We start from the raw sequence: 22,431 nt of genomic DNA, 5'->3' as shown, positions 1-22,431 counted from the left end.
GTTTTGCGGGGATTGGGGAAATGTATCGGAGACGAAAAACCGGCGGTGTTATGCCGCTAACGGCAAGCGTCGACCTCCAGGCCAACGCAAAACCCCGTGGCGAGGGGGCAAGCCCCCTCGCCACACGCGCCAATCAGCCGGGTTCTTTACCGACTTGATGCTCACGCAATTTGTTGGCGATCGTGGTGTGCGAAACGCCCAAGCGCTTGCCCAGTTGCCGACTGCTCGGGTGTTCGGAATACAAGCGTTCCAGCACAGCTTTCTCGAACCGCCCGACAATCGCGTCGAGCCCGCCTTCCAGCGAGAAATCGCCAAGCGGCTGACGCACGCCGTAATCCGGCAAACGAATGTGCTCGGCTTTCACCGTTCCGCCCTCGCACAGCGAAACCGCCTGGAACAGTACGTTCTCCAGTTGCCGCACGTTGCCCGGCCAATGGTAATGACTCAGCCGTTCCATCGCCGCCGGCGCCAGTTTTGGCAGCGGACAACCAATCTGCCGACTGGCCTGATCGAGGAAGTGCTCGACCAGCGGCGTCAACCCGTCGAGGCATTCGCGCAGCGGCGGGATGTGCAGCGACAGCACGTTCAAGCGGTGATACAGATCCTGACGAAACTCGCCGCGCGCGCACAACTCGGAAAGGTCCACTTGCGTCGCGCAAATCACCCGCACGTCGAGGTACACCTCTTCATCACTGCCGACACGCCGAAAGCAGCCGTCCTGCAAAAAGCGCAGCAATTTCACCTGCAGGCGCGGGCTCATTTCACCGACGCCGTCGAGAAACAGCGTGCCGCCCGCGGTCAATTCCAGCAGCCCGAGCTTGCCCTCGGCCCGCGCGCCTTCGAACGCGCCGGGGCCGTAACCAAACAATTCAGTTTCGGCCATGGATTCCGGCAGTCCCGCGCAATTAAGCGCCATCAACGGCGATTGCCCGCGCGGACTGGCGAGGTGGCAGGCGCGCGCCAACAGCTCTTTGCCGGTGCCGGTTTCGCCCTCTATTAATAGCGGCGCATCCAGCGGCGCCATGCGCCGAGCCTCTCGCACCACGGCCGCCATGACTTTGGAGCTCTGGAAGATGCTGTCGAAGCCGCGCAACTCTTGCTTGCGCACGTTGTAAATGCGCTCGCCGACGCGGTCGGCGCGGTGCAACGTCAACACCGCGCCGGCCATCGCTTCGCTGTCGTCGTGCTCCGATTGCAGCGGCGCGATGTCGGCGAGAAATACGTCGCCCTTCACTTTCACGCGCAGGCCGTTGATCCGCGACTTGTTGGCGCGCACCAGTTCCGGCAGATCAAAATCCTCGGCGTACCGCGACAACGGAATCCCCGGCACCTCGTCAACCCGCACCCCCAGCAACTGCGCCGCCGCGCGGTTGGCGGCGACGATCGAGCCGCCCATGTCGATCGACAGCACCGGAAACTCCAGCGCGCCGAGCAACGCATTGAGTTCCATGTGCCGACGCTCGCTGGGCATCAGGCCTACACGCTTGACGCCGAAGACACCGGCAATCGCTTCGAACTTTGCTCTTAGCGCCTGGAATTGGATGTTGATCAGGTTGGGGCAATGCAGGTAGATCGCGTTGCCGTGCTCACCGCCGACTTCGCCGCGCGCGACGTTGATGCCGTATTCCACCAGCAGGTTGAGAATGTCCCGGAGGATGCCGATGCGGTTCTGGCAGTGGACTTTGATACGCATAAAAAAGGCCCGAAAAAACGGTGAGTAAAAGGATGAAGAACACATCCCTTGTAGGAGTGAGCCTGCTCGCGATAGCGGTTTTCCAGCCAAAATCTCCATCAACTGGAAGGACGCTTTCGCGAGCAGGCTCACTCCTACAGGGGTCACGCGGCGCTACAGCGATTATTTTCTGCAGAGCCGCTCAGTTAATCGTCAAGATTATGTGACACCCACCGACCTTTTCAAACCGCAAAAACTCAATACCTGCGCCCCACCCGCCAAATCGTAACGAAAACTTTACGAAATCCTCGGATTATTCCTACGCGCGGCGCTGACCTGCTGCTGCATCCCGGCACGCCTTCGGGTATCTCTAAAGCCATCGCTGGACATAACAAAAAACAATTCCCCTAGCAGGAGAGCAGCATGAAGCAGACGCAATACGTGGCCCGCGAGCCCGATGCGCAAGGTTTTATCGACTATCCCGCCGAAGAACACGCGGTGTGGAACACGCTGATCACCCGTCAACTGAAAGTGATCGAAGGGCGTGCGTGCCAGGAATACCTGGACGGTATTGAAAAACTCGGTCTGCCCCACGACCGCATTCCGCAACTTGGCGAGATCAACAAAGTCCTCGGTGAAACCACTGGTTGGCAAGTCGCCCGCGTTCCGGCGCTGATCCCGTTCCAGACCTTTTTCGAATTGCTCGCCAACAAGCAGTTTCCGGTGGCGACGTTTATCCGTACCCGCGAAGAACTGGACTACCTGCAAGAGCCGGATATTTTCCACGAGATCTTTGGTCACTGCCCTTTGCTGACCAATCCGTGGTTTGCCGAATTTACCCACACCTACGGCAAACTTGGCCTACAGGCTTCCAAGGAAGAACGCGTTTATCTGGCGCGCCTGTACTGGATGACCATCGAGTTCGGCATGGTCGACACCCCGCAGGGCCGGCGCATCTACGGTGGCGGCATCCTGTCTTCACCCAAGGAAACTGTTTATTGCATGTCGGACGAGCCCGAGCACCAGGCCTTCGATCCGCTGGAATGCATGCGCACGCCGTATCGCATCGACATCCTGCAACCGCTGTACTTTGTCCTGCCCAACCTCAAGCGTTTGTTCGACCTGGCCCACGAAGACATCATGGGCATGGTCCAGCAAGGCATGCAGTTGGGCCTGCACGCGCCGAAATTTCCGCCCAAGCCGAAAGCCGCCTGAGCGCAACCGACACTCGCGGTGTGCGCGCAAAACCAGTAACGTCTAACAAGAATCGAATCGGGAACCAGACCATGTCCACATTGAACCAAGCCCATTGCGAAGCCTGCCGCGCCGATGCCCCGCAAGTCAGCGACGAAGAACTGCCGGTACTGATCAAGCAGATCCCTGACTGGAACATCGAGGTTCGCGACAGCGTGATGCAACTGGAAAAAGTCTTCCTGTTCAAGAATTTCAAGCACGCCTTGGCGTTCACCAACGCCGTCGGCGAAATCTCCGAGGCTGAGGGCCATCACCCAGGCCTGCTGACCGAGTGGGGCAAAGTCACCGTGACCTGGTGGAGCCACTCGATCAAAGGCCTGCACCGCAACGACTTCATCATGGCCGCGCGCACCGACGAAGTGGCGAAAGACGCCGAGGGCCGCAAGTAATGCATTTCGACGCCATCGGCCGCGTCCCCGGCGACCCGATTCTGGGCCTGATGGAGGCCTACGCGCAGGACCCCAACCCGCGCAAATTCGACTTGGGCGTGGGCGTTTATAAAGACTCCCAAGGCCTGACGCCGATCCCGCAAGCGGTGAAACTTGCCGAAGCGCGGCTGGTCGAGCGGCAGACCACCAAGACTTACATCGGTGGTCACGGCGACCCGGCGTTCGGCAAAGTCATCAACGAATTGGTGCTCGGCGCCGATTCGGCGCTGATCGCCGAACATCGTGCTGGCGTCACCCAGACCCCGGGCGGCACGGGCGCGTTGCGCTTGAGCGCTGATTTCATCGTGCAGATGCTGCCGGGCCGTGGCATCTGGCTGAGCAACCCGACCTGGCCGATCCACGAAACAATTTTCGCCACCGCCGGGCTCAAGGTCAGCCACTACCCGTACGTGGGCAGCGACAACCGTCTTGACGTCGAAGCGATGCTCGCCGCGCTGAACCAAGCGCCGAAGGGCGACGTGGTGTTGTTGCACGCCTGCTGCCACAACCCGACCGGTTTTGATCTAGCACATGACGACTGGCGCCGGGTGCTTGAGGTGGTTCGCCGCCGCGAGTTGCTGCCGCTGATCGACTTTGCTTATCAAGGTTTCGGCGACGGCCTGGAACAGGACGCGTGGTCGACCCGGTTGTTCGTCGAAGCATTGCCGGAAGTGCTGATCACCAGCTCCTGCTCGAAGAACTTCGGTTTGTACCGCGATCGCACCGGCGCGCTGATTGTCTGTGCGAAGACTGCCGAGAAACTGATCGATATCCGCAGCCAACTGGCCAACATCGCCCGCAACTTGTGGTCGACGCCACCGGATCACGGCGCGGCAGTGGTCGCGACAATCCTCGGCGACCCGCAACTGAAAAGCATCTGGGCCGACGAAGTGGAAGCCATGCGTTTGCGTATTGCGCAGTTGCGCAGCGGTCTGGTTGAAGCACTGGAACCGCACGGTTTGCGCGAGCGCTTCGCGCACATCGGCGTGCAGCGCGGGATGTTTTCCTACACCGGGCTGACGGCGGAGCAAGTCAAACAGCTGCGCGATCACCACAGCGTGTACATGGTCAACTCCGGCCGGGCCAACGTCGCCGGCATCGACGCGACCCGCCTGGCACTGCTGGCCGAAGCCATCGCCGAAGTCTGCAAGTAACTTCAGGCAAACCCTATCCCCCTGTGGGAGCAAGCTTGCTCGCGATTGCGGTTCCTCAGCCACATTGATGTTGAATGTGCTGACGCTTTCGCGAGCAAGCTCGCTCCCACATTGGTTTGCGCAACGGTCAAAAAATATCGCCCCTGCGGCCATTGGTCGCAGAAATTCGAGATAAAAGTCTGTTTGTCATTTTTCCTGCTGTATCCTGCCCAAGCTTTTTAAAAGCGCGGATCTACCAGATCTATCAACAGACTTTGCGAGGAGCGCGAACATGCACGAGATCCCTAATCTCCCCTTCCCAAGCCTGCACGAAACTGAGCAGACAGCCACGCAACAAGCCGGTGCCCAACAGCCCGAGACCAAGGAAGCCACTGACAGCCGTCAGGCTGACAGCGAAGACTGAAACACCCTGCAATGCCAGACCGTGTGGAAAGCGCTAACATGCGCTTTCCACACCGCCTGAACCCGAGCCCCACCATGACCGACGAATCCACTCCGCCGCGCGATGAAGCGCTGCAGGCCAGCGTACTGATCGGCACCGCCGAGAAAATGATCGATATCTGGAATCGCCTCTCGCCGGAAAAACAAGCCACGCTGCTGGCGCGTTTTGGCAGCGAAGAAAACGCCCTCGCCGCCCTCGTCACCACGCAACTGGTCGCCCCCGCCAAACCCTGATCGACTGCCGCCCGGCAAATAGTTTTACTTTTCCCCGACCGCCCGCCGCTCGCGCCGCTATCATAAGCAGCCTATCTATCCTGCTGCCCCGTGGACCTTTACCCATGTCAGAAAACCAGCGCCCCCTGGCGGTCACGCTGCAAGTCGTCTCCATCGTCCTTTTCACCTTCATCGGTTACCTGAACATCGGCATTCCCCTGGCCGTCTTGCCCGGCTACGTCCACAGCGACCTCGGTTTCGGCGCGGTGATCGCCGGGCTGGTGATCAGCGTGCAATACCTCGCGACCCTGCTCAGCCGCCCGTATGCCGGACGCATCATCGACAACAAGGGCAGCAAACTGGCAGTGATGTATGGCCTCGCCGGGTGCGGTTTGAGCGGTGTGTTCATGCTGATTTCGGCATGGACGCAGAGCTTGCCAGTGCTCAGTTTGATCAGCCTGTTGATCGGCCGACTGGTGCTCGGCAGCGCCGAAAGCCTGGTCGGCTCCGGCTCGATCGGCTGGGGCATCGGCCGCGTCGGTGCGGCGAATACCGCCAAAGTGATTTCCTGGAACGGCATCGCCAGTTATGGCGCGATTGCCATCGGCGCGCCGCTTGGCGTGTGGCTGGTTGGCGAATTGGGTCTGTGGAGCATGGGCGTGAGCATTGTGCTGCTGGCGGTGCTGGGCCTGGCGCTGGCCTGGCCGAAGATCGCCGCGCCGATTGTCGTCGGTGAACGCCTGCCGTTCATGCACGTGCTGGGGCGGGTATTGCCACACGGCTGCGGCCTGGCGCTGGGCTCGATTGGTTTTGGCACCATCGCCACGTTTATCACGCTGTATTACGCGACGCAGCATTGGTCGAACGCGGTGTTGTGCCTGAGCCTGTTCGGCGCCAGTTTTATCGGCGCGCGTTTGCTGTTCGGCAATTTGATCAATCGGCTCGGCGGGTTTCGCGTGGCGATTGCCTGCTTGTCCGTAGAAACGCTGGGGTTGCTGCTGTTGTGGCTCGCGCCAGACGCCAATTGGGCATTGGCCGGCGCTGCTTTGAGCGGTTTTGGTTTCTCGCTGGTGTTCCCGGCGCTGGGCGTGGAAGCGGTCAATCTGGTGCCTGCTTCCAGTCGCGGTGCGGCGGTGGGGGCGTATTCGTTGTTTATCGATTTGTCGCTGGGGATTACCGGGCCGTTGGCTGGAGCGATTGCGGCCGGGTTTGGTTTTGCCTCGATCTTCCTGTTTGCTGCCCTGGCGGCGCTGACCGGTTTGATGCTGAGCATCTATTTGTACCGTCAGGCGCCCAAGCACCTCAGCGAAAAACATCGCGAAGAACGCGGCGCGCGCTAGAAATCCACTTTGCCGCGACCGGCCTTGATACTGCCGCGCTTGGTTTTTGATTCGAGCCGACGCTTCTTCGAACCGAGCGTCGGTTTGGTCGGCCGGCGCTTCTTTTCGATCTTGGTGGCGCTGAGAATCAACTCGACCAGCCGCTCCAGCGCGTCGGCGCGATTGGCCTCCTGCGTGCGGTATTGCTGGGCCTTGATGATCAACACGCCATCGCTGGTGATGCGACTGTCGCGCAGCGCCAGCAGTCGCTCCTTGTAAAACTCGGGCAACGACGACGCTTGAATGTCGAAGCGCAAGTGCATGGCGCTGGAGACCTTGTTGACGTTCTGCCCACCCGCGCCCTGGGCACGAATGGCGGTCAATTCGATCTCGGCATCCGGCAGATGCACGTTGTTGGAGATTACCAGCATGGAAAAGCGTCCGGGTTCAGGACGTGCAGGATAGCGCGAATGGGCTGGAGGAATGTGATCCCCTGTAGGAGCGAGGCTTGCCCGCGAAGGCGTCGGCACATCCAATATCAATGCTGAATGTGCCGGCCTCTTCGCCGGCAAGCCACGCTCCCACAGGGGAACTGTGGTGCTCGCGGAGGATGGGCTCGGCATGGATCCCCTTGTGGGAGCGGGCTTGCTCGCGAAGGCGGTGGGTCAGTCGATATTGATGTTGAATGTGATGCCCCTTTCGCGAGCAGGCTCGCTCCCACAGGGGTTTTGTGTAGACCCTGAAACAACAAACCCGGCACATGGCCGGGTTTGTTGTTTCTGAGAGTCGCGTTATGCGACCGATAGGCCCAGCTCTGACAACAACATCGAAGCCTGCGCGCGGGAAATGACCGCGCCTTTGAACAGCTTGGCATCGTTGAGGCGAAAACCGCTCAAATCGGCGCCACGCAAATCCGCCCCGGCGAACGTCGCGCCATTGATACGAGCATGAGCCAGGCTGCAATCGACAAACTCTGCTTTGCGAAAGTCCGCGTCGCTCAAGTCCGCATCAGAAAAATCCAGGTTATTCAGTGTGCTTCTAGCAAAGGACATTCCCGGTAAAAAAGCACTGTTGAGTCGAGTTTCATTGAACGACAGCCCCAGGCTTGAACAATGACTGAAATTGGCCCCCGTCAACTTGCAGCCGTTGAAAGCAACTTGCGCCAGCTTGGCTCGCTGCCAACGGGTGTTGTTCAAATCACAATTGCTGAACGATGCTTCCAGCAGGTGTGTCGCTTCGAACACCGCGTGCGCACCCCGGCAACCTGTCCACTGAGTCCCCTCCAGACGTGCGCCGAGAAACTGGCTGCGTAGCAAGGTACAGCGCTGGAATTCGCAGCGATCCAGCATCAGCCTCGACAAATCAGCATCAGTGAAGTCCACCCCAATAAAGCGCAACGGACCATTGTGAGCGTTGAGCAACGCTTGAACGTCTTCTCGCCCGAGCGTCTCGTCTTCAATTTCAAAATGTAATTGTCCTTCGCCCATACGTGATCCCTGACTGATTGGATTGGCGGATGCAGTCTATCGCCACGTCACGTAGGACCGCCGACAAAAAAACCGGCAGACGCCGGCTTTTTTGTTGTCATCCTTTTCTTACTTGGTCGCGGAACCGACCACAAGAGCACCATCACGACGCTTGTTCTTGATGCCGTAGCAGATCCACATGAACGCCACCCACACCGGGATCGCGTACACCGAGATCTGGATCCCCGGAATCAGCAGCATCACGCACAGAATGAACACCACGAACGCCAGGCAGATGTAGTTGCCGTACGGGTACCACAAGGCTTTGAACAGCGGCGTCTGCCGGGTTTTGTCCATGTGCTGGCGGAACTTGAAGTGCGAGAAACTGATCATCGCCCAGTTGATCACCAGCGTCGCCACAACCAGCGACATCAGCAGTTCCAGCGCGCTGTGCGGGATCAGGTAGTTGAGCAACACCGCGATCAGCGTCACCGCCGCCGAGGCGAGAATCGAACGCACCGGCACGCCGCGCTTGTCGATTTTGGCCAATGCTTTCGGCGCATCGCCCTGCTCGGCCATGCCCAGCAGCATGCGGCTGTTGCAGTAGGTGCCGCTGTTGTAAACCGACAACGCGGCGGTCAGCACCACGAAGTTGAGGATGTGCGCGGCGGTGTTGCTGCCGAGCATCGAGAACACTTGCACAAACGGGCTGCCGCTGTAGGAATCGCCGGAAGCGTTGAGCGTGGCCAGCAGGCTGTCCCAAGGCGTCAGCGACAACAGGATCACCAGTGCGCCGATGTAGAAAATCAGGATCCGGTAGATCACCTGATTGATCGCTTTCGGGATCACGGTTTTCGGTTGGTCGGCTTCAGCGGCGGTGAAACCGAGCATTTCCAGACCGCCGAAGGAGAACATGATGATCGCCATGGCCATTACCAGACCACTGACCCCGTTCGGGAAGAAACCACCGTGGGACCAAAGGTTGCTGACCGACGCTTGCGGGCCACCGTTGCCGCTGACCAGCAAATAGCTGCCCAAGGCGATCATGCCGACAATCGCCACAACTTTGATGATCGCGAACCAGAACTCGGCCTCGCCAAAGACTTTGACGTTGGCCAGGTTGATCAGGTTGATCAGCACGAAGAAACCGGCGGCCGAGACCCAGGTCGGGATGTCCGGCGCCCAGTAGTGAATGTACTTGCCGACCGCCGTCAGCTCCGACATGCCCACCAGGATGTACAGAATCCAGCAGTTCCAGCCCGAGAGGAAACCGGCAAAACCGCCCCAGTATTTGTGTGCGAAGTGGCTGAAGGAACCGGCCACTGGCTCTTCGACGATCATCTCGCCGAGCTGGCGCATGATCATGAACGCGATGAAGCCGCAAATGGCGTAGCCGAGGATCATCGACGGGCCGGCGGATTTCAGCACGCCCGCCGAGCCGAGGAACAGCCCGGTACCGATCGCGCCACCGAGGGCGATCAGTTGAATGTGGCGATTTTTCAGGCCTCGTTTCAGCTCGCCTGAATGCGAGTTTTGTCCACTCATGAAAAGGGTCTCACGCAAGGTTTGATGATGTTCAGTAGACGTTGCTGCTCGGTTGCAATTTCAAGCAGCGCCGATCAAACCCCAGCGCAAGCACCAGGAGTTCAGCGAATTAACAACGGTCATGCGTCACCTGTTTGTTTTTATCTGTGACGAAATCGAACCCGACACGCTTGTGGCGCGGCGGAGTGAACAAGGCGGATAGCCTTGAAATTTGCGCTGATGCGCAGGAGGTCACAGTTAAAACGCGGCGCATTGTACACCGCTAACCCCCTACTGCCAGACACCACTGGATCAGCGTGTCGGTTGCCGGGATTGCCTGTGTCCGCCACGAAGCGCTCGGGCGGCTGCAAATAAGGAGTCAGACCTTTGCAGGTCGTCGACGCGAGCGAGGGGAAAATCCGCCCACGGGGAGAGATGGGGATGATGCACGGCGTTCATTGCGCCTCCTTCTTGTTATGCACCTGCACGGCAGGCATGGGCGCATCTCACCCTTCAAACGCCTCTGAAACAAGCGCGCCAGAGCCTTGCAGCGCTCGCACGGAGCAGACGCGCGGAAGGTTTTCCTTACGCGTTTCGTGGAAGCTTCATTTCACGGGACTTCAACGCAGATTTCGTAAAACTTCCGTTACACGCCGTAACGTTAATTTGCCAAATCAGATAAGGCTGTAGGACGCCTGCAAATTGACGATAGGAAGCTTCCTAAGGATCAGGTCGAGTTAGTTTTTTGTTTTTTAAACACAAAATTCACTTCCAAAGAACGGCGAAACAAGTTCCCAATAATCTTATTTAATTATTATTTTGCATTATCAAACTGTCTGAACTAGTTTTTGAGCGACTTGCCGAGCCGCCTCGACCGGCAAGTTGGTGTTGTATTCACTGACTGAAAGCAGCGCCGCTTTATTACTCAAAAGTCATCTAGGAGATTCACAATGCAAGCACTTGAAAAAGACTTGGAAACTGAACTGCAACTGGACGATTGGTTTGAAGCACCGACCCATGAAGCCGCCGTGGAAATGATGCAAGCCGACGCGGTTGTTCCGTTCGGCACGGCGATGTGGCCTCTGTAAGCCATCCCGGCAGGCACGATCCGGCCGGTCGTGCCTGCCACATTTTCTCGGTTTGTCAGGGAGGACTACATGGATAAGCAACGCGCTATCTCGCATTTCCTTTACTACCTCGAACACCACCCAGCCCTTGTCGGAATCAACCCGGCGAAGGTTTTGCTCGGCCACACCGCTGATTACCAGGCACTCGCCGGCGCCATCGCCGAACAGGCCGCAAACAGCCAACAGTTCAGCTTCAGCGCCATGCGCCTGGACCTAGAACCCACGGATCTGCTGGCCCAGGCGATTGCCGACAGCGATCTGTACATTTTCTTCTACGACTCTTCCACCCTGCCCAACCCTCGTCCCGACGGCCCGGATTTTGTCCGCGCGCTGCAAGAGGTGATGGCGCAGAACTGGAAAAAGTCGCTGCTGTTCAAGGATTACGGCGATTACTTCTACGACACGTTCAGCGTCACCCCGCAGCGTATCGCCGGGCTCAATAGCCATTTGATCCAGCGCATGGCCCACGCCACCACGCTTAGTTTCAAAGATGAACATGGCTCATGGTTTGAAACACCCATGAGCAGTATCAAGAAGTGGACCGATATCAATGGAGTGGGCAACTTCGACTTGGCGCCTGGTGAAATTGCCACGCACAGCGAAGCCATTAATGGCCGAGTGAAGTTTATGGGGACATTCCTCAGCACTATTCCATTCGCCCGTAAATACGGGGTATTGGAGTCGCCGTTGGAGTTATGGATCGAAAACTCGACTATCAGCAAAATCGCCACGGAAGTTCCGGGGCTGGAACATGATTTCAATAAATACCTGGACGCCAATCCGTCAAATCGGCGCATTGAAGAATTGGGCATTGGCACCAATGAAGGCGTGAAGGAACTCTACGCGCGCAACGCCGGGTTTGAGGAACGCCATTGCGGCTTGCACCTCGGCTTGGGCGGTGGGGCCAAGGGCAGCCATCATCTGGATTTGATCTTCTCCAGCGGCGTGCTGGCGCTGGATGACGAGCCGGTATTTGATGGGCGGTTTGTCTTTTAAGCCGTGAGATGGCGATGCTGCTACCGACCTCATCGCGAGCAAGCTCGCTCGCGATGACTGACCCCTGGACGCCGCACCACTAACGCCAGACCCCAAAAAAACGCCAACCCGAAGGTTGGCGTTTTTCACTTGCAGCTTGCCGCTAAAAACTCAGCGCTGCTTCACTCCGGCTTGCGACGACCGAAGCCCGGGCGTTGGCCCGAACCGGCAGGTGCGCCGCGACGCTTGCCCGATGGCGCGTCCTTGTTGACCAGAACGATGCCTGGGCGTTTTTTTGCCGGGGCCTTGGCCGGGCGGTTGGTGTCGGCCGGACGGTCCGCCGCTGGCGCACCGCGACTCGAATCACCACGAGCCTCACCACGAGGAGCACCGCGATCGCTACGACCACCGCTTGGTGCACCACGGCCTTCGCCGCGCTCGGTGCGACCATTGGCCGGACGTGGCGTGCGTGGACCGCGTTCGCCGTCAGCACGTGGCGCTGCCGGTTTGCGGGCCGGACGCTCACCTTCGATTTGCGGCTCACGGGAGTCACGCGGCGTAGCAGCGGTCTGGTTGCCGATCGCTGGACGCAACGAGCGCACGCGCTCGGTCTTGCCCATCGGACGCGACGATTTACGCTGCATGCGGTCGAGCTTGTCTTTGCTCTTGGCGTTCATCTGCGGCATGGCCACAGGCGTCAGGCCCACTTCAGCACTGAGAATGTCGACTTCGTACTGGCTCATTTCGCGCCAGCGACCCATCGGCAGGTCCGAGTTGAGGAACACCGGACCAAAACGCACGCGCTTCAGACGGCTGACCACCAGGCCCTGGGATTCCCACAGACGACGAACTTCGCGGTTGCGACCTTCCATCACCACGCAGTGGTACCAGTGGTTGAAACCTTCGCCACCCGGCGCCTGCTTGATGTCGGTGAACTTGGCCGGGCCGTCTTCGAGGACGACGCCTGCTTTCAAGCGCTCGATCATCTCGTCATCGACTTCGCCACGCACACGCACCGCGTATTCACGGTCCATTTCGTAGGAAGGGTGCATCAGACGGTTGGCCAGTTCACCGTCGGTGGTGAACATCAGCAGACCAGTGGTGTTGATGTCGAGACGGCCGATGTTGATCCAGCGGCCTTCTTTCGGCTTCGGCATCTTGTCGAATACGGTTGGACGGCCTTCCGGGTCAAGACGAGTGCAGATTTCACCGTCGGGCTTGTTGTACATGATCACGCGGCGTACCGACTCGGCGGCTTCTTCGCGCTTGATCACGCGGCCATCGATGGTGATGGCGTCGTGCATATCGACGCGTTGACCGAGGGTCGCGTCCTTGCCATTGACCTTGATGCGACCGTGGCTGATCCAGGCTTCCACGTCACGGCGCGAGCCGACGCCGATGCGGGCGAGGACTTTCTGCAGTTTTTCGCCTGCAGGACCGATTTCCTGCTCGTCTTTTGGGCCGTCTTTCTGGTCGTTGATACTCATCTGGGCACCTCCCGGTGTGGTCTGTTCAGGCAGCTCTGAGGTGAGGGCCTGAAGCGTTGAAAACTTGTTCTCGGACGAAGGGATCGTCGGAGGGTCGCGAATCATACGCTCATGTCAGCGTTCGCGCATCAGAGACTAGCTGAAGGCGCGCGAGTTACTTGTGTTTCCGCCGACCGGTCGCGCCCAGCTTGATCAACCGCAGCGCCGCTTCGGCCAGCACCGTGCGTTTATCGGCCTTGTCGAGTTTCTTCCACGACTTGATCTCACGCTTGCTGCGCCCGCAACCGACGCAGATATCGTCGGTGAACTTGCAGACGCTGATGCACGGGTCTTTGGTTGAGCTCATTAATGCCTCCTGAGGACGCGTACTCTGTAGGAGCAAAGCTTGCTCGCGATGGCGGTCTACCTGTGGCGCAAATGCTGGATGTGCCGCCGTCTTCGCGAGCAAGCTTTGCTCCCACAGTGGAATTTCATCATTCGCCGATCGTATGTCAGTCGTCGAATTCGCGGCGTTCCGCTTCGATGGCTTCGGCCAGCGCGCGGGCCTCGGCTTCTTCTTCGCTTTCTTCGCTCTCCGGCGCCGGTTGCTGCAGGGCGGCGACGGCGGCGAGGAGTTTCTCGCGGGCTTCGGCCACACCTAGCACGTCTTCCTCCGGGGCTGGTTCCGGGACGTCTGCCGGCGCGTCTTCAATTGGGGCTTCGGGCTCGACTTGGAGTTCAACTTCAATCTGCGCTGGAATCTGCGGCTGATCCGGAACATCTGTCACCGCGCCATCGCGCAACAAATCATCAAAATCTGTCTTGATCCCCTGCTCCATGTCATCCAGTTCCAGCAATAACGTGTGGAAACTGGTTTCTTCCTTGGGCTCTTCCGGTTCGGCGCTGGCATCGGCCAGTTCCTGCAAACCGGCGGGCACCGGCGCGTCGTCGAAGTCGAGCACCGGGTCGGGTTCCATTTCGCGCAGTTCGGCGAGCGGCGGCAAATCGTCGAGGTTCTTCAGGTTGAAGTGATCGAGAAAGCCCTTGGTGGTCGCAAACATCGCTGGTTTCCCCGGCACGTCGCGGTAGCCGACGATGCGAATCCACTCACGTTCCAGCAGCTTTTTGACGATGTCACTGTTTACCGCGACGCCACGCACGTCTTCGATCTCGCCACGCGTGATCGGCTGGCGATAGGCGATCAGCGCCATGGTTTCGAGCATCGCCCGCGAATAACGCTGTGGGCGCTCTTCCCACAAACGCCCGACCCACGGCGAAAACTTCTCGCGAATCTGCAAGCGATACCCGGAAGCCACTTCCTTCAATTCGAAGGCGCGGCCGTCGCAGGACTTGGCGAGAATCGTCAGCGCTTTCTTGAACACCGGCGGCTCCGGGCGCTCGCCTTCTTCAAACAGTTCGAACAGGCGTTCAAGCGATTGCGGTTTTCCCGAGGCCAACAGAAAGGCTTCAAGCAGTGGCGCCAGCTCGCGGGGTTCAGTCAGGTTCATGATTCAACTCGTTATTCGGCTCGGGCCCGCACATGGATCGGCGCGAACGGCTCATTCTGCACCAGCTCGACCAAGGATTCCTTGACCAGTTCGAGAATCGCCATAAAAGTCACGACCACGCCGAGCTTGCCCTCCTCCACCGTGAACAGCTCGACAAACGGCACAAAACCGCCGCCCTTGAGACGCTCGAGCACATCGCTCATGCGTTCACGGGTGGACAGTGCCTCGCGGCTGACCTGGTGGCTTTCGAACATGTCACCACGACGCAGGACCTCGGCCATCGACATCAGCAACTCTTCGAGGCTGACGTCCGGCAACAGCTTGCGCGCCCGCGCTTCGGGGGCATCGAGCTTGGGCACCACGACGTCGCGGCCCACCCGGCTGAGGCCGTCGATGCCCTCCGCCGCTGCTTTGAAGCGCTCGTACTCTTGCAAGCGGCGAATCAGCTCAGCGCGCGGATCGTCTTCTTCGGCCTCGATGGTTTCGGCACGCGGCAGCAACATCCGCGACTTGATCTCGGCCAGCATCGCGGCCATCACCAGGTATTCGGCGGCCAACTCCAGGCGCACCGACTGCATCAACTCGACATAACCCATGTATTGGCGAGTGATTTCCGCCACCGGGATGTCGAGAATATTGATGTTCTGTTTGCGGATCAGGTACAGCAGCAGGTCGAGCGGGCCTTCGAAGGCTTCGAGAAATACTTCAAGCGCGTCCGGCGGAATGTACAAATCCAGCGGCATTTCCATGACTGCCTGGCCGTAGACCATGGCAAATGGCAGCTCTTGCTGGGCGCCGGCCTGACTGTCGACGGGTTCCACTGCCGACATCTAGGCCTCGGCCATGAACGGCGCCGGGTCGCCGCAACCGACGCGGATGACTTCCGGCTCGCCGTCGGCAAGATTGATCACGGTGGACGCCTTGATCCCGCCGAAACCGCCGTCGATGATCAGGTCCACCTGATGCTCGAGCAACTGGCGAATTTCGTAGGGATCGCTCATCGGGTCAGTGTCGCCGGGCATGATCAGGGTCACGCTCATCAACGGCTCGCCCAGTTCGGCGAGCAGCGCCAAGGCAATCGGATGGCTGGGCACACGCAGGCCGATGGTGCGTTTTTTCGGGTGCAGCAACAGCCGCGGCACTTCACGCGTGGCGTTGAGGATGAAGGTGTAAGGCCCGGGCAGATGCGCCTTGAGAATCCGGAAAGTGCCGGTGTCGATCTTGGCGAAAATCCCCAGTTGCGACAGATCGCTGCAGATCAGCGCGAAGTTGTGCTTGTCGTCGAGCTGGCGCAAACGGCGCACGCGCTCCACGGCATTCTTGTCGCCGATCTGGCAGCCAATGGCATAGGACGAGTCAGTGGGATAAACCACCACCCCGCCGTTGCGGATGATTTCGACAGCCTGTTTGATCAGGCGCGCTTGCGGGTTTTCCGGATGAATCTGGAAAAATTGACTCACATTCTCTACCTGTTCAGACGGCGGCAATAATTGGGTCATGTTTGAATCGACACCATAACGGTGGCAGATCCTCCGGAACCGGGCGGTACTCACCGATCTCCGACCAGCCTCCTGGGCCATGAAAATCACTGCCGGCGCTGACCAGCAGACCGAACTCGCGGGCAAGAATGGCCAGGCTGCCGACCTGTTCGGCTGGCTGATGGCCATTGACCACTTCAATTGCGTGGCCGCCTGCTTGAATATAGTCGGCAATCAGGCGACGGCGCTTGCTGCGAGTGAAATCGTAGTGCCAAGGATGTGCGAGGCTGACCCAGGCGCCCGCCGCGCGCAACGTCGCGACGGTGTCTTCAAGGGTCGGCCAGTGTTGCTTGACGTCACCGAGTTTGCCGGCTCCGAGCCATTTGCGGAACGCTTCGGCGCGATCCTTGACGTAACCTTCGCGCACCATCCAGTCGGCGAAATGCGGACGGGCCGGCGCGTTGCCGCTGTCGCCCAGTTCCTGCTGCAGCGCCCGCGCCCCTTCGAGTGCGCCCGGCATGCCCTTGAGTTCCAGTTTGCGACTTATTTCCTCTGACCGTAGCCAACGGCCATCGTGCAATTTGGCAATCGCCTCGACCAACGGTACAGCGTTGACGTCAAAACCGTAGCCCAGCACATGAATGGTTGCGCCGCCCCAGGTGCAGGACAATTCGACGCCGTTGACCAACTGCATCCCCAACGCCGTTGCGGCGCTGCGGGCCTCGTCGAGGCCTTCAAGGGTGTCGTGATCGGTCAAGGCCAGCACTCGCACGCCTTTCTCGAACGCACGCGCAACCAGTACCGCAGGCGCCAGGGCGCCATCGGAGGCCGTGCTATGGCAGTGCAAATCAACATTCACAGGGCTTTGTAACCTCAAATCAGCTGGCGCTATCGCGCCTCAATATGTTTGTTATTATGCCGACACATCCTGCTTCTGGCTGCCACTGTGAAACAATTCATCGACTTCATCCCGCTTCTGCTGTTTTTCATTGTCTTCAAAATCGACCCACGGGTCGTCGACATTGCCGGTCATGAGGTCACTGTAGGCGGTATCTACAGCGCCACCGCGATGCTGATCATCAGCTCGCTGGTGGTCTACGGCGCGCTCTTCATCAAGCAGCGCAAGCTGGAAAAGAGCCAATGGCTGACCCTCATCGCGTGCCTGGTCTTCGGTAGCCTGACTTTGGCGTTCCACAGCGAAACCTTCCTGAAATGGAAAGCGCCGGTGGTCAACTGGCTGTTTGCGCTGGCGTTCATCGGTAGTCATTTCATTGGCGACCAGTTGCTGATCAAACGCATCATGGGCCACGCGCTGACATTGCCGGATCAAATCTGGACGCGCCTGAACATCGCCTGGATCGCGTTTTTCCTGTTCTGCGGCGCCGCCAACCTGTTTGTCGCGTTCACCTTCCAGAGCTACTGGGTCGACTTCAAAGTCTTCGGCAGCCTGGGCATGACGCTGCTGTTCCTGGTCGCGCAGGGTATTTACCTGTCGCGCCATCTGCATGACACCGACACCACAACGCCAAAAACCGAGGACTGACATGCTTTACGCCATCGTTGCTACAGACGTCGCCAACTCCCTGGAAGCTCGCCTGGCCAATCGGCCGGCGCACCTCGAGCGCCTGCACCAGCTCAAGAGTGAAGGTCGCATTGTCCTCGCCGGCCCTAACCCGGCGGTCGACAGCAATGATCCGGGCGCGGCGGGTTTCACCGGCAGCCTGATCGTTGCCGAGTTCGAATCCCTGAGCGCGGCGCAAGCCTGGGCCGAGGCTGATCCGTTTGTCGCGGCCGGCGTCTACGCCAATGTTGTCGTGAAGCCGTTCAAGCAAGTCTTGCCGTAAATCGCATCCATCCCCGGCAAATCCCTGCTCACGCGATGAACCTTCTCGGTTCATCGCGCTCTCAATCGCTCATTATTCTCGTTTGCCGGCCGACAACTTGCCCAATCACTCGATTGGAATCAGGAGTCGCGATGCGCAAGGGTCCGTTGTGTCTGATGTTGGTCACGTTGTCGATCGGCTTCCCCGTTCACGGTGAGGAACATCTCGATAGCGTCGATTCGACGCCGTTGTCGTTGAGCGCCGGCAGTCAGATCACCGAGTTGCAGCAGCGCTTGAAAGTCAGCGAGCAGCAGCGAGAAGTATTAAGCAAACAATTGCAAAACTCCGCTGCCGAACGTGAAAGCGCTCAACTGAGCCGGTTGCGCCAGGAGAACCAGCGCCTGAAGCTGCAACTCAAGGAAGCGTTGGCCGCCAGCCCGGTGTCGCGGCTGTTGACCGACCAGCAGCAATGGTTCGTCACCGGCGGTGGAGTAGCGCTATTGGCCCTGCTGTGCGGTATCTTTGCCAGCGGAGCAAGTCGAAAACGTCGGCAATGGCTAAATTGAGTGAGTCATGAGCGAGCTGTTATTAATTGATGATGACCAGGAGCTGTGCGAGCTCCTGAGCAGTTGGCTGAGCCAGGAAGGCTTTGTCGTGCACGCCTGCCACGACGGCAAGAGTGCCCGCCGCGCGTTGGCCGAAACCTCCCCGGCCGCCGTGGTGCTAGACGTCATGCTGCCCGATGGCAGCGGCCTGGAACTGCTCAAGCAGCTGCGCAGCGATCACCCGGACTTGCCGGTGCTGATGCTGTCGGCGCGTGGCGAGCCGCTGGATCGCATCCTCGGCCTCGAACTCGGTGCTGACGATTACCTGGCCAAGCCGTGCGATCCACGGGAACTGACCGCCCGTTTGCGCGCGGTGTTGCGCCGCAGCCACCCGGCGGCGGTGTCGAGCCAGCTCGAACTCGGTGACCTGTGCTTCAGCCCGGTGCGCGGCGTGGTCAGCATCGATGAGCAGGAATTCACCCTGACAGTTTCCGAAAGTCGCTTGCTTGAAGCGCTGATCAAGCAGCCCGGCGAACCGCTGGACAAGCAGGAACTGGCGCAGATCGCCCTCGGCCGCAAGCTGACCCTGTACGACCGCAGCCTCGACATGCACGTCAGCAATCTGCGCAAGAAAATCGGCCCGCACCCCGACGGCCGCCCACGTATCGTCGCGCTGCGCAGCCGCGGTTATTACTACAGCCTCTGAATCCGTCGCTAACCCTGTAGCAGCTGCCGAGCCCAGCGAGGCTGCGTCCGACGACGCAGTCGTCGCCCAATCCCTGCCAATCCAATCCTGCTGATGAACCGAGTTGTCTGGTTTGGCGACGACTTTGTCGTCGGACGCAGCCTCGCTGGGGCTCGGCAGCTGCTACAAAAAAGGACGGTCGTCGTTGTGTTGGGGTTGGTTTTGTCAGGTTGACGAGATGGTGTCTTTACCCAAGCTTTACGCTCCGCTGACCGCCGCTGACCTTGATCTGCGTAATCTGCACTCATCCGGAACGTACCGGGAACGAGACAAGGAGATTCACCATGCGCAAGACTCTTATCGCTCTGATGTTCGCTGCCGCTCTGCCAACCGTTGCCATGGCCATGCCTGAAGGCGCCGGCCCGATGGGTGGTCCGCTGGACGGCCCGCGCCACGGCGGGCAGATGCACGGCGACATGCACGGCAAAGGTCCGTACAGCCAGCTGGACCTGAGCAAGGAACAGCGCGAACAGATCCGCAAAATCATGGGCGAGCAGATGCATGATCGCAAACAACTGGTCGACAAATACCTGGAGAAACTCTCCCCGGCTGACCAGAAAGCCATGAAGGACGAAATCGCCGCCAAACGTGACAAAGCGCAAACCGATGTCCGCGCCGTGCTGAAACCGGATCAACAGAAGAAATTCGACGAGATCCAGAAAAAACGCGCCGAGCGCCGTGCCGAGTGGGCTGAGTTCAAAGCCTGGAAAGCGCAACAGCCGCAAAAAGCGCAATAATGCGCTGAACCCGGACCCAACGGCCAACGCCGTTGGGTCTTTTGCCATTCAGACCCGGCAGCGACGAGGCTTGTGTGGCGAGGAGGCTCGCCCCCTCGGCACAACAAACCCGCCGCCACAGGGGATTTGCGTTTGCTTGAGGATTTTCTGTGCGTTCATTGTTCTGGCGTATCCTGGCCAGCTTCTGGCTGGCCATCGCTCTGGTGGCAGGGCTGTCCATTCTGCTAGGGCACATGCTCAATCAGGATGCATGGATTCTCAGCCGCCATCCGGGCCTCAATAACCTCGCCGAGCAGTGGACGCAAACCTTCGAAGCCCAGGGCGAAGAAGCCGCACAAGACATTCTCGAACAGCGCAAACGCCAATATCACATCGACGTCCAGGTGCTCAACGAAAGCGGCGACCCGGTGGTGCGCGGCACTTTCCCACGACGCGCGGCGGCTTTTGAGGCGCGGCAGAATGACGATGACCGACGCCTGCCGTGGCGCCGTCTGACTGCTGAATACACCAGCGAAAAAACCGGCAACACCTACCTGCTGATCTACCGCATCGCCCACCCGGAACTCGATGCCTGGCACCGCGAAAGCCTGCTCTGGCCATTGAGTGCGCTGGGGATTGCGCTGGTGGTGCTGACGTTGTTCAGCCTGCTGGTGACGCTGTCGATTACCCGCCCGCTCAGCCGTTTGCGCGGCGCGGTGCATGATCTGGGGCAAACCACTTATCAGCAGAACAGCTTGGTGAAACTGGCCAACCGCCGCGATGAATTCGGCGTACTGGCCAACGATTTCAACCGCATGGGCGCGCGCCTGCAGAGTTTGATCGGCAGTCAACGGCAACTGCTGCGCGACGTCTCCCACGAGTTGCGCTCACCGCTGGCCCGACTGCGCATTGCGCTGGCGCTGGCCGAGCGCGCCAATCCTGAAGAACGCGAAAAACTCTGGCCGCGCCTGACCCGCGAATGTGATCGGCTGGAAGCATTGATCAGCGAGATTCTGGTGTTGGCGCGGGTCGATGCCGACAACGCCAGTGCCGAGGAAGTGGATCTGAATGCGTTGCTGCAGACCTTGCAAAAGGACGCGCAACTGGGCTTCCCGGAACAGACCGTGCGCCTCGACGTCGAGCCGCAACTGAGCCTAAAGGGCTGGCCGACGATGATCGAGCGCGCGGTGGACAATCTGCTGCGCAACGCCCAGCGCTTCAACCCGGTGGGCCAGCCGATTGAGATGCATGCCTCGCGGCAGGGCGAGCGCGTAGTGGTGAGCGTGCGCGATCATGGGCCGGGCGTCGACGCCGAGCATCTGAGCCAGCTGGGCGAACCGTTTTACCGTGCGCCGGGGCAAACTGCGGCCGGGCATGGATTGGGTTTGGCGATTGCGCGCCGCGCCGCAGAACGCCACGGCGGCAGCCTGATATTGGCCAATCACCCGGACGGCGGGTTTATCGCCAGCCTTGAATTGCCGTTGGTGCCGGGGGCTGTGGTCCAGCCCTGAAAACCACCCCTCACCCCAGCCCTCTCCCCAGCGGGGAGAGGGGGAAAGGGAGCCCATCTTCAAGCCTTTCAAATCCTGGTTCAACGCGGAGCCGCAGGTCGCAGCACATAGCCCATTCAACTCGGTCAGCCCCCTCGCCCCAGTGGGGAGAGGGGGAAAGGGAGCCCATCTTCAAGCCTTCCAAATCCTGGTTCAACGCGGAGCCGCAGGTCGCAGCACATAGCCCATTCAACCCGGTCAGCCCCCTCGCCCCAGTGGGGAGAGGGGGAAAGGGAGCCCATCTTCGAGCCTTTCAAATCCTGGTTCAACGCGGAGCCGCAGGTCGCAGCACATGGCCCATTCAACTCGGTCAGCCCCCTCGCCCCTTTGGGGAGAGGGTTGGGGTGAGGGGTGACTCTCAATGACTCACCCCTCACCCACAAACAACCCGTATCAGGCTTTACCAGGCCAGGCGCTGACAAATTCAGTCAGGTCAACTTTCTCGGCCACGCGCGGTTCTTTCTGCGGGGTACCGAGGTACAGGAACGCGATCACTTCCTCACCTTCCGCCAAGCCCAATCCCTTGGCAACGTGCGCCGAATACGCCAACTCGCCGGTTCGCCACACCGCGCCAATGCCTTGCGCGTACGCCGCGAGCAGAATCCCATGCGCCGCGCAACCGGCGGCCAGCAACTGCTCGGATTTCGGGTATTTGACGTGATCCTGCAACCGCGCGATCACTACAACAACCAACGGCGCCCGCAGCGGACCGTTGCGCGCCTTGTCCACTGCCGCTTCGGAGACTTCGCCGTCCTGCAATTTCGCCGCTTCGGCGAGCAGCTCGCCCATTTGCTCGCGGGCCGCGGCCTCGACGGTCAAAAAGCGCCATGGCTGCAAATGGCCGTGATCCGGTGCGCGCATGGCGGCGGCGAACAATGCTTCACGTTGTTCAGCGCTAGGGGCCGGTTCGACCAGTCGAGGAACGGAAACACGGTTGAGCAAAGCGTCGAGAGCCTGCATCGGCCACCTCCTGTAAAAAATGTTTGGCTATTCTAGCTGCATCACCCTCGGGAGTGCCGGTTTACAT

Annotated in this window: 25 protein-coding genes; 14 read left to right on the top strand and 11 right to left on the bottom strand. The window is 59.8% G+C overall.

All coding sequences use genetic code 11. The features are described 5' to 3' along the window. Positions 1-133 precede the first annotated feature (133 nt). Complete coding sequence (locus FBY12_RS11325; RefSeq protein WP_101209581.1) at positions 134-1,693, bottom strand: sigma-54-dependent transcriptional regulator; 1,560 nt, start codon at positions 1,691-1,693, stop codon at positions 134-136. Between the two features lie 402 nt (positions 1,694-2,095). On the opposite strand from FBY12_RS11325, the gene phhA reads away from it, so the two are divergent. From phhA to FBY12_RS11300, 6 genes are all read left to right on the top strand, one after another. Beyond that, entirely contained in the window at positions 2,096-2,887 is a 792-nt protein-coding gene (gene phhA, locus FBY12_RS11320) for a phenylalanine 4-monooxygenase (RefSeq protein ID WP_145252919.1), read from the top strand. Between the two features lie 71 nt (positions 2,888-2,958). Further along, entirely contained in the window at positions 2,959-3,315 is a 357-nt protein-coding gene (locus tag FBY12_RS11315; RefSeq protein ID WP_008030478.1) for a 4a-hydroxytetrahydrobiopterin dehydratase, read from the top strand. Continuing rightward, positions 3,315-4,508: an amino acid aminotransferase gene (locus FBY12_RS11310; protein ID WP_145252918.1), complete on the top strand. Its 1,194-nt coding sequence runs from the start codon at positions 3,315-3,317 to the stop codon at positions 4,506-4,508. Before FBY12_RS11315 ends, FBY12_RS11310 begins: the two co-directional genes overlap by 1 nt. A 271-nt stretch (positions 4,509-4,779) precedes the next feature. Next, positions 4,780-4,911: a hypothetical protein gene (locus tag FBY12_RS27855; protein ID WP_256663297.1), complete on the top strand. Its 132-nt coding sequence runs from the start codon at positions 4,780-4,782 to the stop codon at positions 4,909-4,911. A 38-nt stretch (positions 4,912-4,949) separates the two neighbouring features. Further along, positions 4,950-5,183 (top strand): hypothetical protein, encoded by a 234-nt coding sequence (locus FBY12_RS11305; RefSeq protein WP_178111746.1) that lies wholly within the window; start codon positions 4,950-4,952, stop codon positions 5,181-5,183. A 104-nt stretch (positions 5,184-5,287) separates the two neighbouring features. Continuing rightward, positions 5,288-6,502 carry an MFS transporter gene (locus tag FBY12_RS11300; RefSeq protein WP_145252917.1) on the top strand — a complete coding sequence of 405 codons (1,215 nt, stop codon included), beginning with the start codon at positions 5,288-5,290 and terminating at the stop codon, positions 6,500-6,502. On the opposite strand, the gene arfB is transcribed toward FBY12_RS11300, so the two are convergent. The 3 genes from arfB to FBY12_RS11280 form a co-directional block, all read right to left on the bottom strand. After that, positions 6,499-6,912, bottom strand: coding sequence for an alternative ribosome rescue aminoacyl-tRNA hydrolase ArfB (gene arfB, locus FBY12_RS11295; protein ID WP_121734012.1), 414 nt, complete (start codon positions 6,910-6,912; stop codon positions 6,499-6,501). The genes FBY12_RS11300 and arfB overlap by 4 nt on opposite strands. Positions 6,913-7,272: 360 nt before the next feature. Continuing rightward, positions 7,273-7,968: a pentapeptide repeat-containing protein gene (locus tag FBY12_RS11285; RefSeq protein ID WP_121734014.1), complete on the bottom strand. Its 696-nt coding sequence runs from the start codon at positions 7,966-7,968 to the stop codon at positions 7,273-7,275. Positions 7,969-8,076: 108 nt separating this feature from the next. Next, entirely contained in the window at positions 8,077-9,492 is a 1,416-nt protein-coding gene (locus FBY12_RS11280; protein WP_121734015.1) for an amino acid permease, read from the bottom strand. A gap of 929 nt (positions 9,493-10,421) precedes the next feature. On the opposite strand from FBY12_RS11280, the gene FBY12_RS27665 reads away from it, so the two are divergent. Then, positions 10,422-10,559, top strand: coding sequence for a hypothetical protein (locus tag FBY12_RS27665; protein ID WP_010461921.1), 138 nt, complete (start codon positions 10,422-10,424; stop codon positions 10,557-10,559). 69 nt (positions 10,560-10,628) lie between these two features. Further along, positions 10,629-11,594 (top strand): leucyl aminopeptidase, encoded by a 966-nt coding sequence (locus tag FBY12_RS11275; RefSeq protein ID WP_145252915.1) that lies wholly within the window; start codon positions 10,629-10,631, stop codon positions 11,592-11,594. Positions 11,595-11,755: 161 nt separating this feature from the next. Here the strand turns inward: FBY12_RS11275 and rluB are convergent, their stop codons facing one another. The 6 genes from rluB to FBY12_RS11245 form a co-directional block, all read right to left on the bottom strand. After that, positions 11,756-13,060 (bottom strand): 23S rRNA pseudouridine(2605) synthase RluB, encoded by a 1,305-nt coding sequence (rluB, locus tag FBY12_RS11270; RefSeq protein WP_145252914.1) that lies wholly within the window; start codon positions 13,058-13,060, stop codon positions 11,756-11,758. A 154-nt stretch (positions 13,061-13,214) separates the two neighbouring features. Further along, positions 13,215-13,406 carry a DUF1289 domain-containing protein gene (locus FBY12_RS11265; RefSeq protein WP_092271534.1) on the bottom strand — a complete coding sequence of 64 codons (192 nt, stop codon included), beginning with the start codon at positions 13,404-13,406 and terminating at the stop codon, positions 13,215-13,217. A gap of 145 nt (positions 13,407-13,551) precedes the next feature. Continuing rightward, positions 13,552-14,547: an SMC-Scp complex subunit ScpB gene (scpB, locus tag FBY12_RS11260; RefSeq protein WP_145252913.1), complete on the bottom strand. Its 996-nt coding sequence runs from the start codon at positions 14,545-14,547 to the stop codon at positions 13,552-13,554. 11 nt (positions 14,548-14,558) lie between these two features. Beyond that, complete coding sequence (locus FBY12_RS11255; protein WP_178111760.1) at positions 14,559-15,317, bottom strand: ScpA family protein; 759 nt, start codon at positions 15,315-15,317, stop codon at positions 14,559-14,561. A 60-nt stretch (positions 15,318-15,377) separates the two neighbouring features. Then, entirely contained in the window at positions 15,378-16,007 is a 630-nt protein-coding gene (locus FBY12_RS11250) for an L-threonylcarbamoyladenylate synthase (RefSeq protein ID WP_092281471.1), read from the bottom strand. Positions 16,008-16,020: 13 nt separating this feature from the next. Further along, the gene (locus FBY12_RS11245; protein WP_145252911.1) at positions 16,021-16,884 is read right to left on the bottom strand and encodes a PHP domain-containing protein; all 864 of its coding nucleotides are present in this window, start codon (positions 16,882-16,884) and stop codon (positions 16,021-16,023) included. A gap of 87 nt (positions 16,885-16,971) precedes the next feature. On the opposite strand from FBY12_RS11245, the gene FBY12_RS11240 reads away from it, so the two are divergent. From FBY12_RS11240 to FBY12_RS11215, 6 genes are all read left to right on the top strand, one after another. After that, positions 16,972-17,568, top strand: a complete 597-nt coding sequence (locus FBY12_RS11240) for a septation protein A (RefSeq protein ID WP_092271542.1) — start codon at positions 16,972-16,974, stop codon at positions 17,566-17,568. Between the two features lies 1 nt (position 17,569). Further along, entirely contained in the window at positions 17,570-17,869 is a 300-nt protein-coding gene (locus tag FBY12_RS11235; RefSeq protein ID WP_145252910.1) for a YciI family protein, read from the top strand. A 131-nt stretch (positions 17,870-18,000) separates the two neighbouring features. Then, positions 18,001-18,414: a translation initiation factor 2 gene (locus tag FBY12_RS11230; protein ID WP_145252909.1), complete on the top strand. Its 414-nt coding sequence runs from the start codon at positions 18,001-18,003 to the stop codon at positions 18,412-18,414. Between the two features lie 7 nt (positions 18,415-18,421). Then, the gene (locus FBY12_RS11225) at positions 18,422-19,099 is read left to right on the top strand and encodes a response regulator transcription factor (RefSeq protein WP_092271548.1); all 678 of its coding nucleotides are present in this window, start codon (positions 18,422-18,424) and stop codon (positions 19,097-19,099) included. A gap of 323 nt (positions 19,100-19,422) precedes the next feature. After that, positions 19,423-19,875 (top strand): Spy/CpxP family protein refolding chaperone, encoded by a 453-nt coding sequence (locus FBY12_RS11220; protein ID WP_145252908.1) that lies wholly within the window; start codon positions 19,423-19,425, stop codon positions 19,873-19,875. 149 nt (positions 19,876-20,024) lie between these two features. Continuing rightward, positions 20,025-21,365, top strand: a complete 1,341-nt coding sequence (locus FBY12_RS11215; RefSeq protein WP_145252907.1) for a HAMP domain-containing sensor histidine kinase — start codon at positions 20,025-20,027, stop codon at positions 21,363-21,365. Positions 21,366-21,797: 432 nt separating this feature from the next. Here the strand turns inward: FBY12_RS11215 and FBY12_RS11210 are convergent, their stop codons facing one another. Continuing rightward, positions 21,798-22,364 carry an NAD(P)H nitroreductase gene (locus FBY12_RS11210; RefSeq protein WP_145252906.1) on the bottom strand — a complete coding sequence of 189 codons (567 nt, stop codon included), beginning with the start codon at positions 22,362-22,364 and terminating at the stop codon, positions 21,798-21,800. Between the last annotated feature and the right edge of the window lie 67 nt (positions 22,365-22,431).

Origin of the sequence: Pseudomonas sp. SJZ131 (assembly GCF_007828705.1) — a bacterium.
Classification (GTDB): Bacteria; Pseudomonadota; Gammaproteobacteria; order Pseudomonadales; family Pseudomonadaceae; genus Aquipseudomonas; species Aquipseudomonas prosekii.
The sequence above is the reverse complement of the archived record's forward strand: the minus strand, read 5'-3'. Positions and strand labels throughout refer to the sequence as shown.

Excerpts from the sequence above, each read along its gene's own strand:
- FBY12_RS11325 (WP_101209581.1), bottom strand. The coding sequence starts at position 1,693 with ATGCGTATCAAAGTCCACTGCCAGAACCGCATCGGCATCCTCCGGGAC.
- phhA (WP_145252919.1), top strand. The coding sequence starts at position 2,096 with ATGAAGCAGACGCAATACGTGGCCCGCGAGCCCGATGCGCAAGGTTTT.
- FBY12_RS11315 (WP_008030478.1), top strand. The coding sequence starts at position 2,959 with ATGTCCACATTGAACCAAGCCCATTGCGAAGCCTGCCGCGCCGATGCC.
- FBY12_RS11310 (WP_145252918.1), top strand. The coding sequence starts at position 3,315 with ATGCATTTCGACGCCATCGGCCGCGTCCCCGGCGACCCGATTCTGGGC.
- FBY12_RS27855 (WP_256663297.1), top strand. The coding sequence starts at position 4,780 with ATGCACGAGATCCCTAATCTCCCCTTCCCAAGCCTGCACGAAACTGAG.
- FBY12_RS11305 (WP_178111746.1), top strand. The coding sequence starts at position 4,950 with ATGCGCTTTCCACACCGCCTGAACCCGAGCCCCACCATGACCGACGAA.
- FBY12_RS11300 (WP_145252917.1), top strand. The coding sequence starts at position 5,288 with ATGTCAGAAAACCAGCGCCCCCTGGCGGTCACGCTGCAAGTCGTCTCC.
- arfB (WP_121734012.1), bottom strand. The coding sequence starts at position 6,912 with ATGCTGGTAATCTCCAACAACGTGCATCTGCCGGATGCCGAGATCGAA.
- FBY12_RS11285 (WP_121734014.1), bottom strand. The coding sequence starts at position 7,968 with ATGGGCGAAGGACAATTACATTTTGAAATTGAAGACGAGACGCTCGGG.
- FBY12_RS11280 (WP_121734015.1), bottom strand. The coding sequence starts at position 9,492 with ATGAGTGGACAAAACTCGCATTCAGGCGAGCTGAAACGAGGCCTGAAA.
- FBY12_RS27665 (WP_010461921.1), top strand. The coding sequence starts at position 10,422 with ATGCAAGCACTTGAAAAAGACTTGGAAACTGAACTGCAACTGGACGAT.
- FBY12_RS11275 (WP_145252915.1), top strand. The coding sequence starts at position 10,629 with ATGGATAAGCAACGCGCTATCTCGCATTTCCTTTACTACCTCGAACAC.
- rluB (WP_145252914.1), bottom strand. The coding sequence starts at position 13,060 with ATGAGTATCAACGACCAGAAAGACGGCCCAAAAGACGAGCAGGAAATC.
- FBY12_RS11265 (WP_092271534.1), bottom strand. The coding sequence starts at position 13,406 with ATGAGCTCAACCAAAGACCCGTGCATCAGCGTCTGCAAGTTCACCGAC.
- scpB (WP_145252913.1), bottom strand. The coding sequence starts at position 14,547 with ATGAACCTGACTGAACCCCGCGAGCTGGCGCCACTGCTTGAAGCCTTT.
- FBY12_RS11255 (WP_178111760.1), bottom strand. The coding sequence starts at position 15,317 with ATGGTCTACGGCCAGGCAGTCATGGAAATGCCGCTGGATTTGTACATT.
- FBY12_RS11235 (WP_145252910.1), top strand. The coding sequence starts at position 17,570 with ATGCTTTACGCCATCGTTGCTACAGACGTCGCCAACTCCCTGGAAGCT.
- FBY12_RS11230 (WP_145252909.1), top strand. The coding sequence starts at position 18,001 with ATGCGCAAGGGTCCGTTGTGTCTGATGTTGGTCACGTTGTCGATCGGC.
- FBY12_RS11225 (WP_092271548.1), top strand. The coding sequence starts at position 18,422 with ATGAGCGAGCTGTTATTAATTGATGATGACCAGGAGCTGTGCGAGCTC.
- FBY12_RS11220 (WP_145252908.1), top strand. The coding sequence starts at position 19,423 with ATGCGCAAGACTCTTATCGCTCTGATGTTCGCTGCCGCTCTGCCAACC.
- FBY12_RS11210 (WP_145252906.1), bottom strand. The coding sequence starts at position 22,364 with ATGCAGGCTCTCGACGCTTTGCTCAACCGTGTTTCCGTTCCTCGACTG.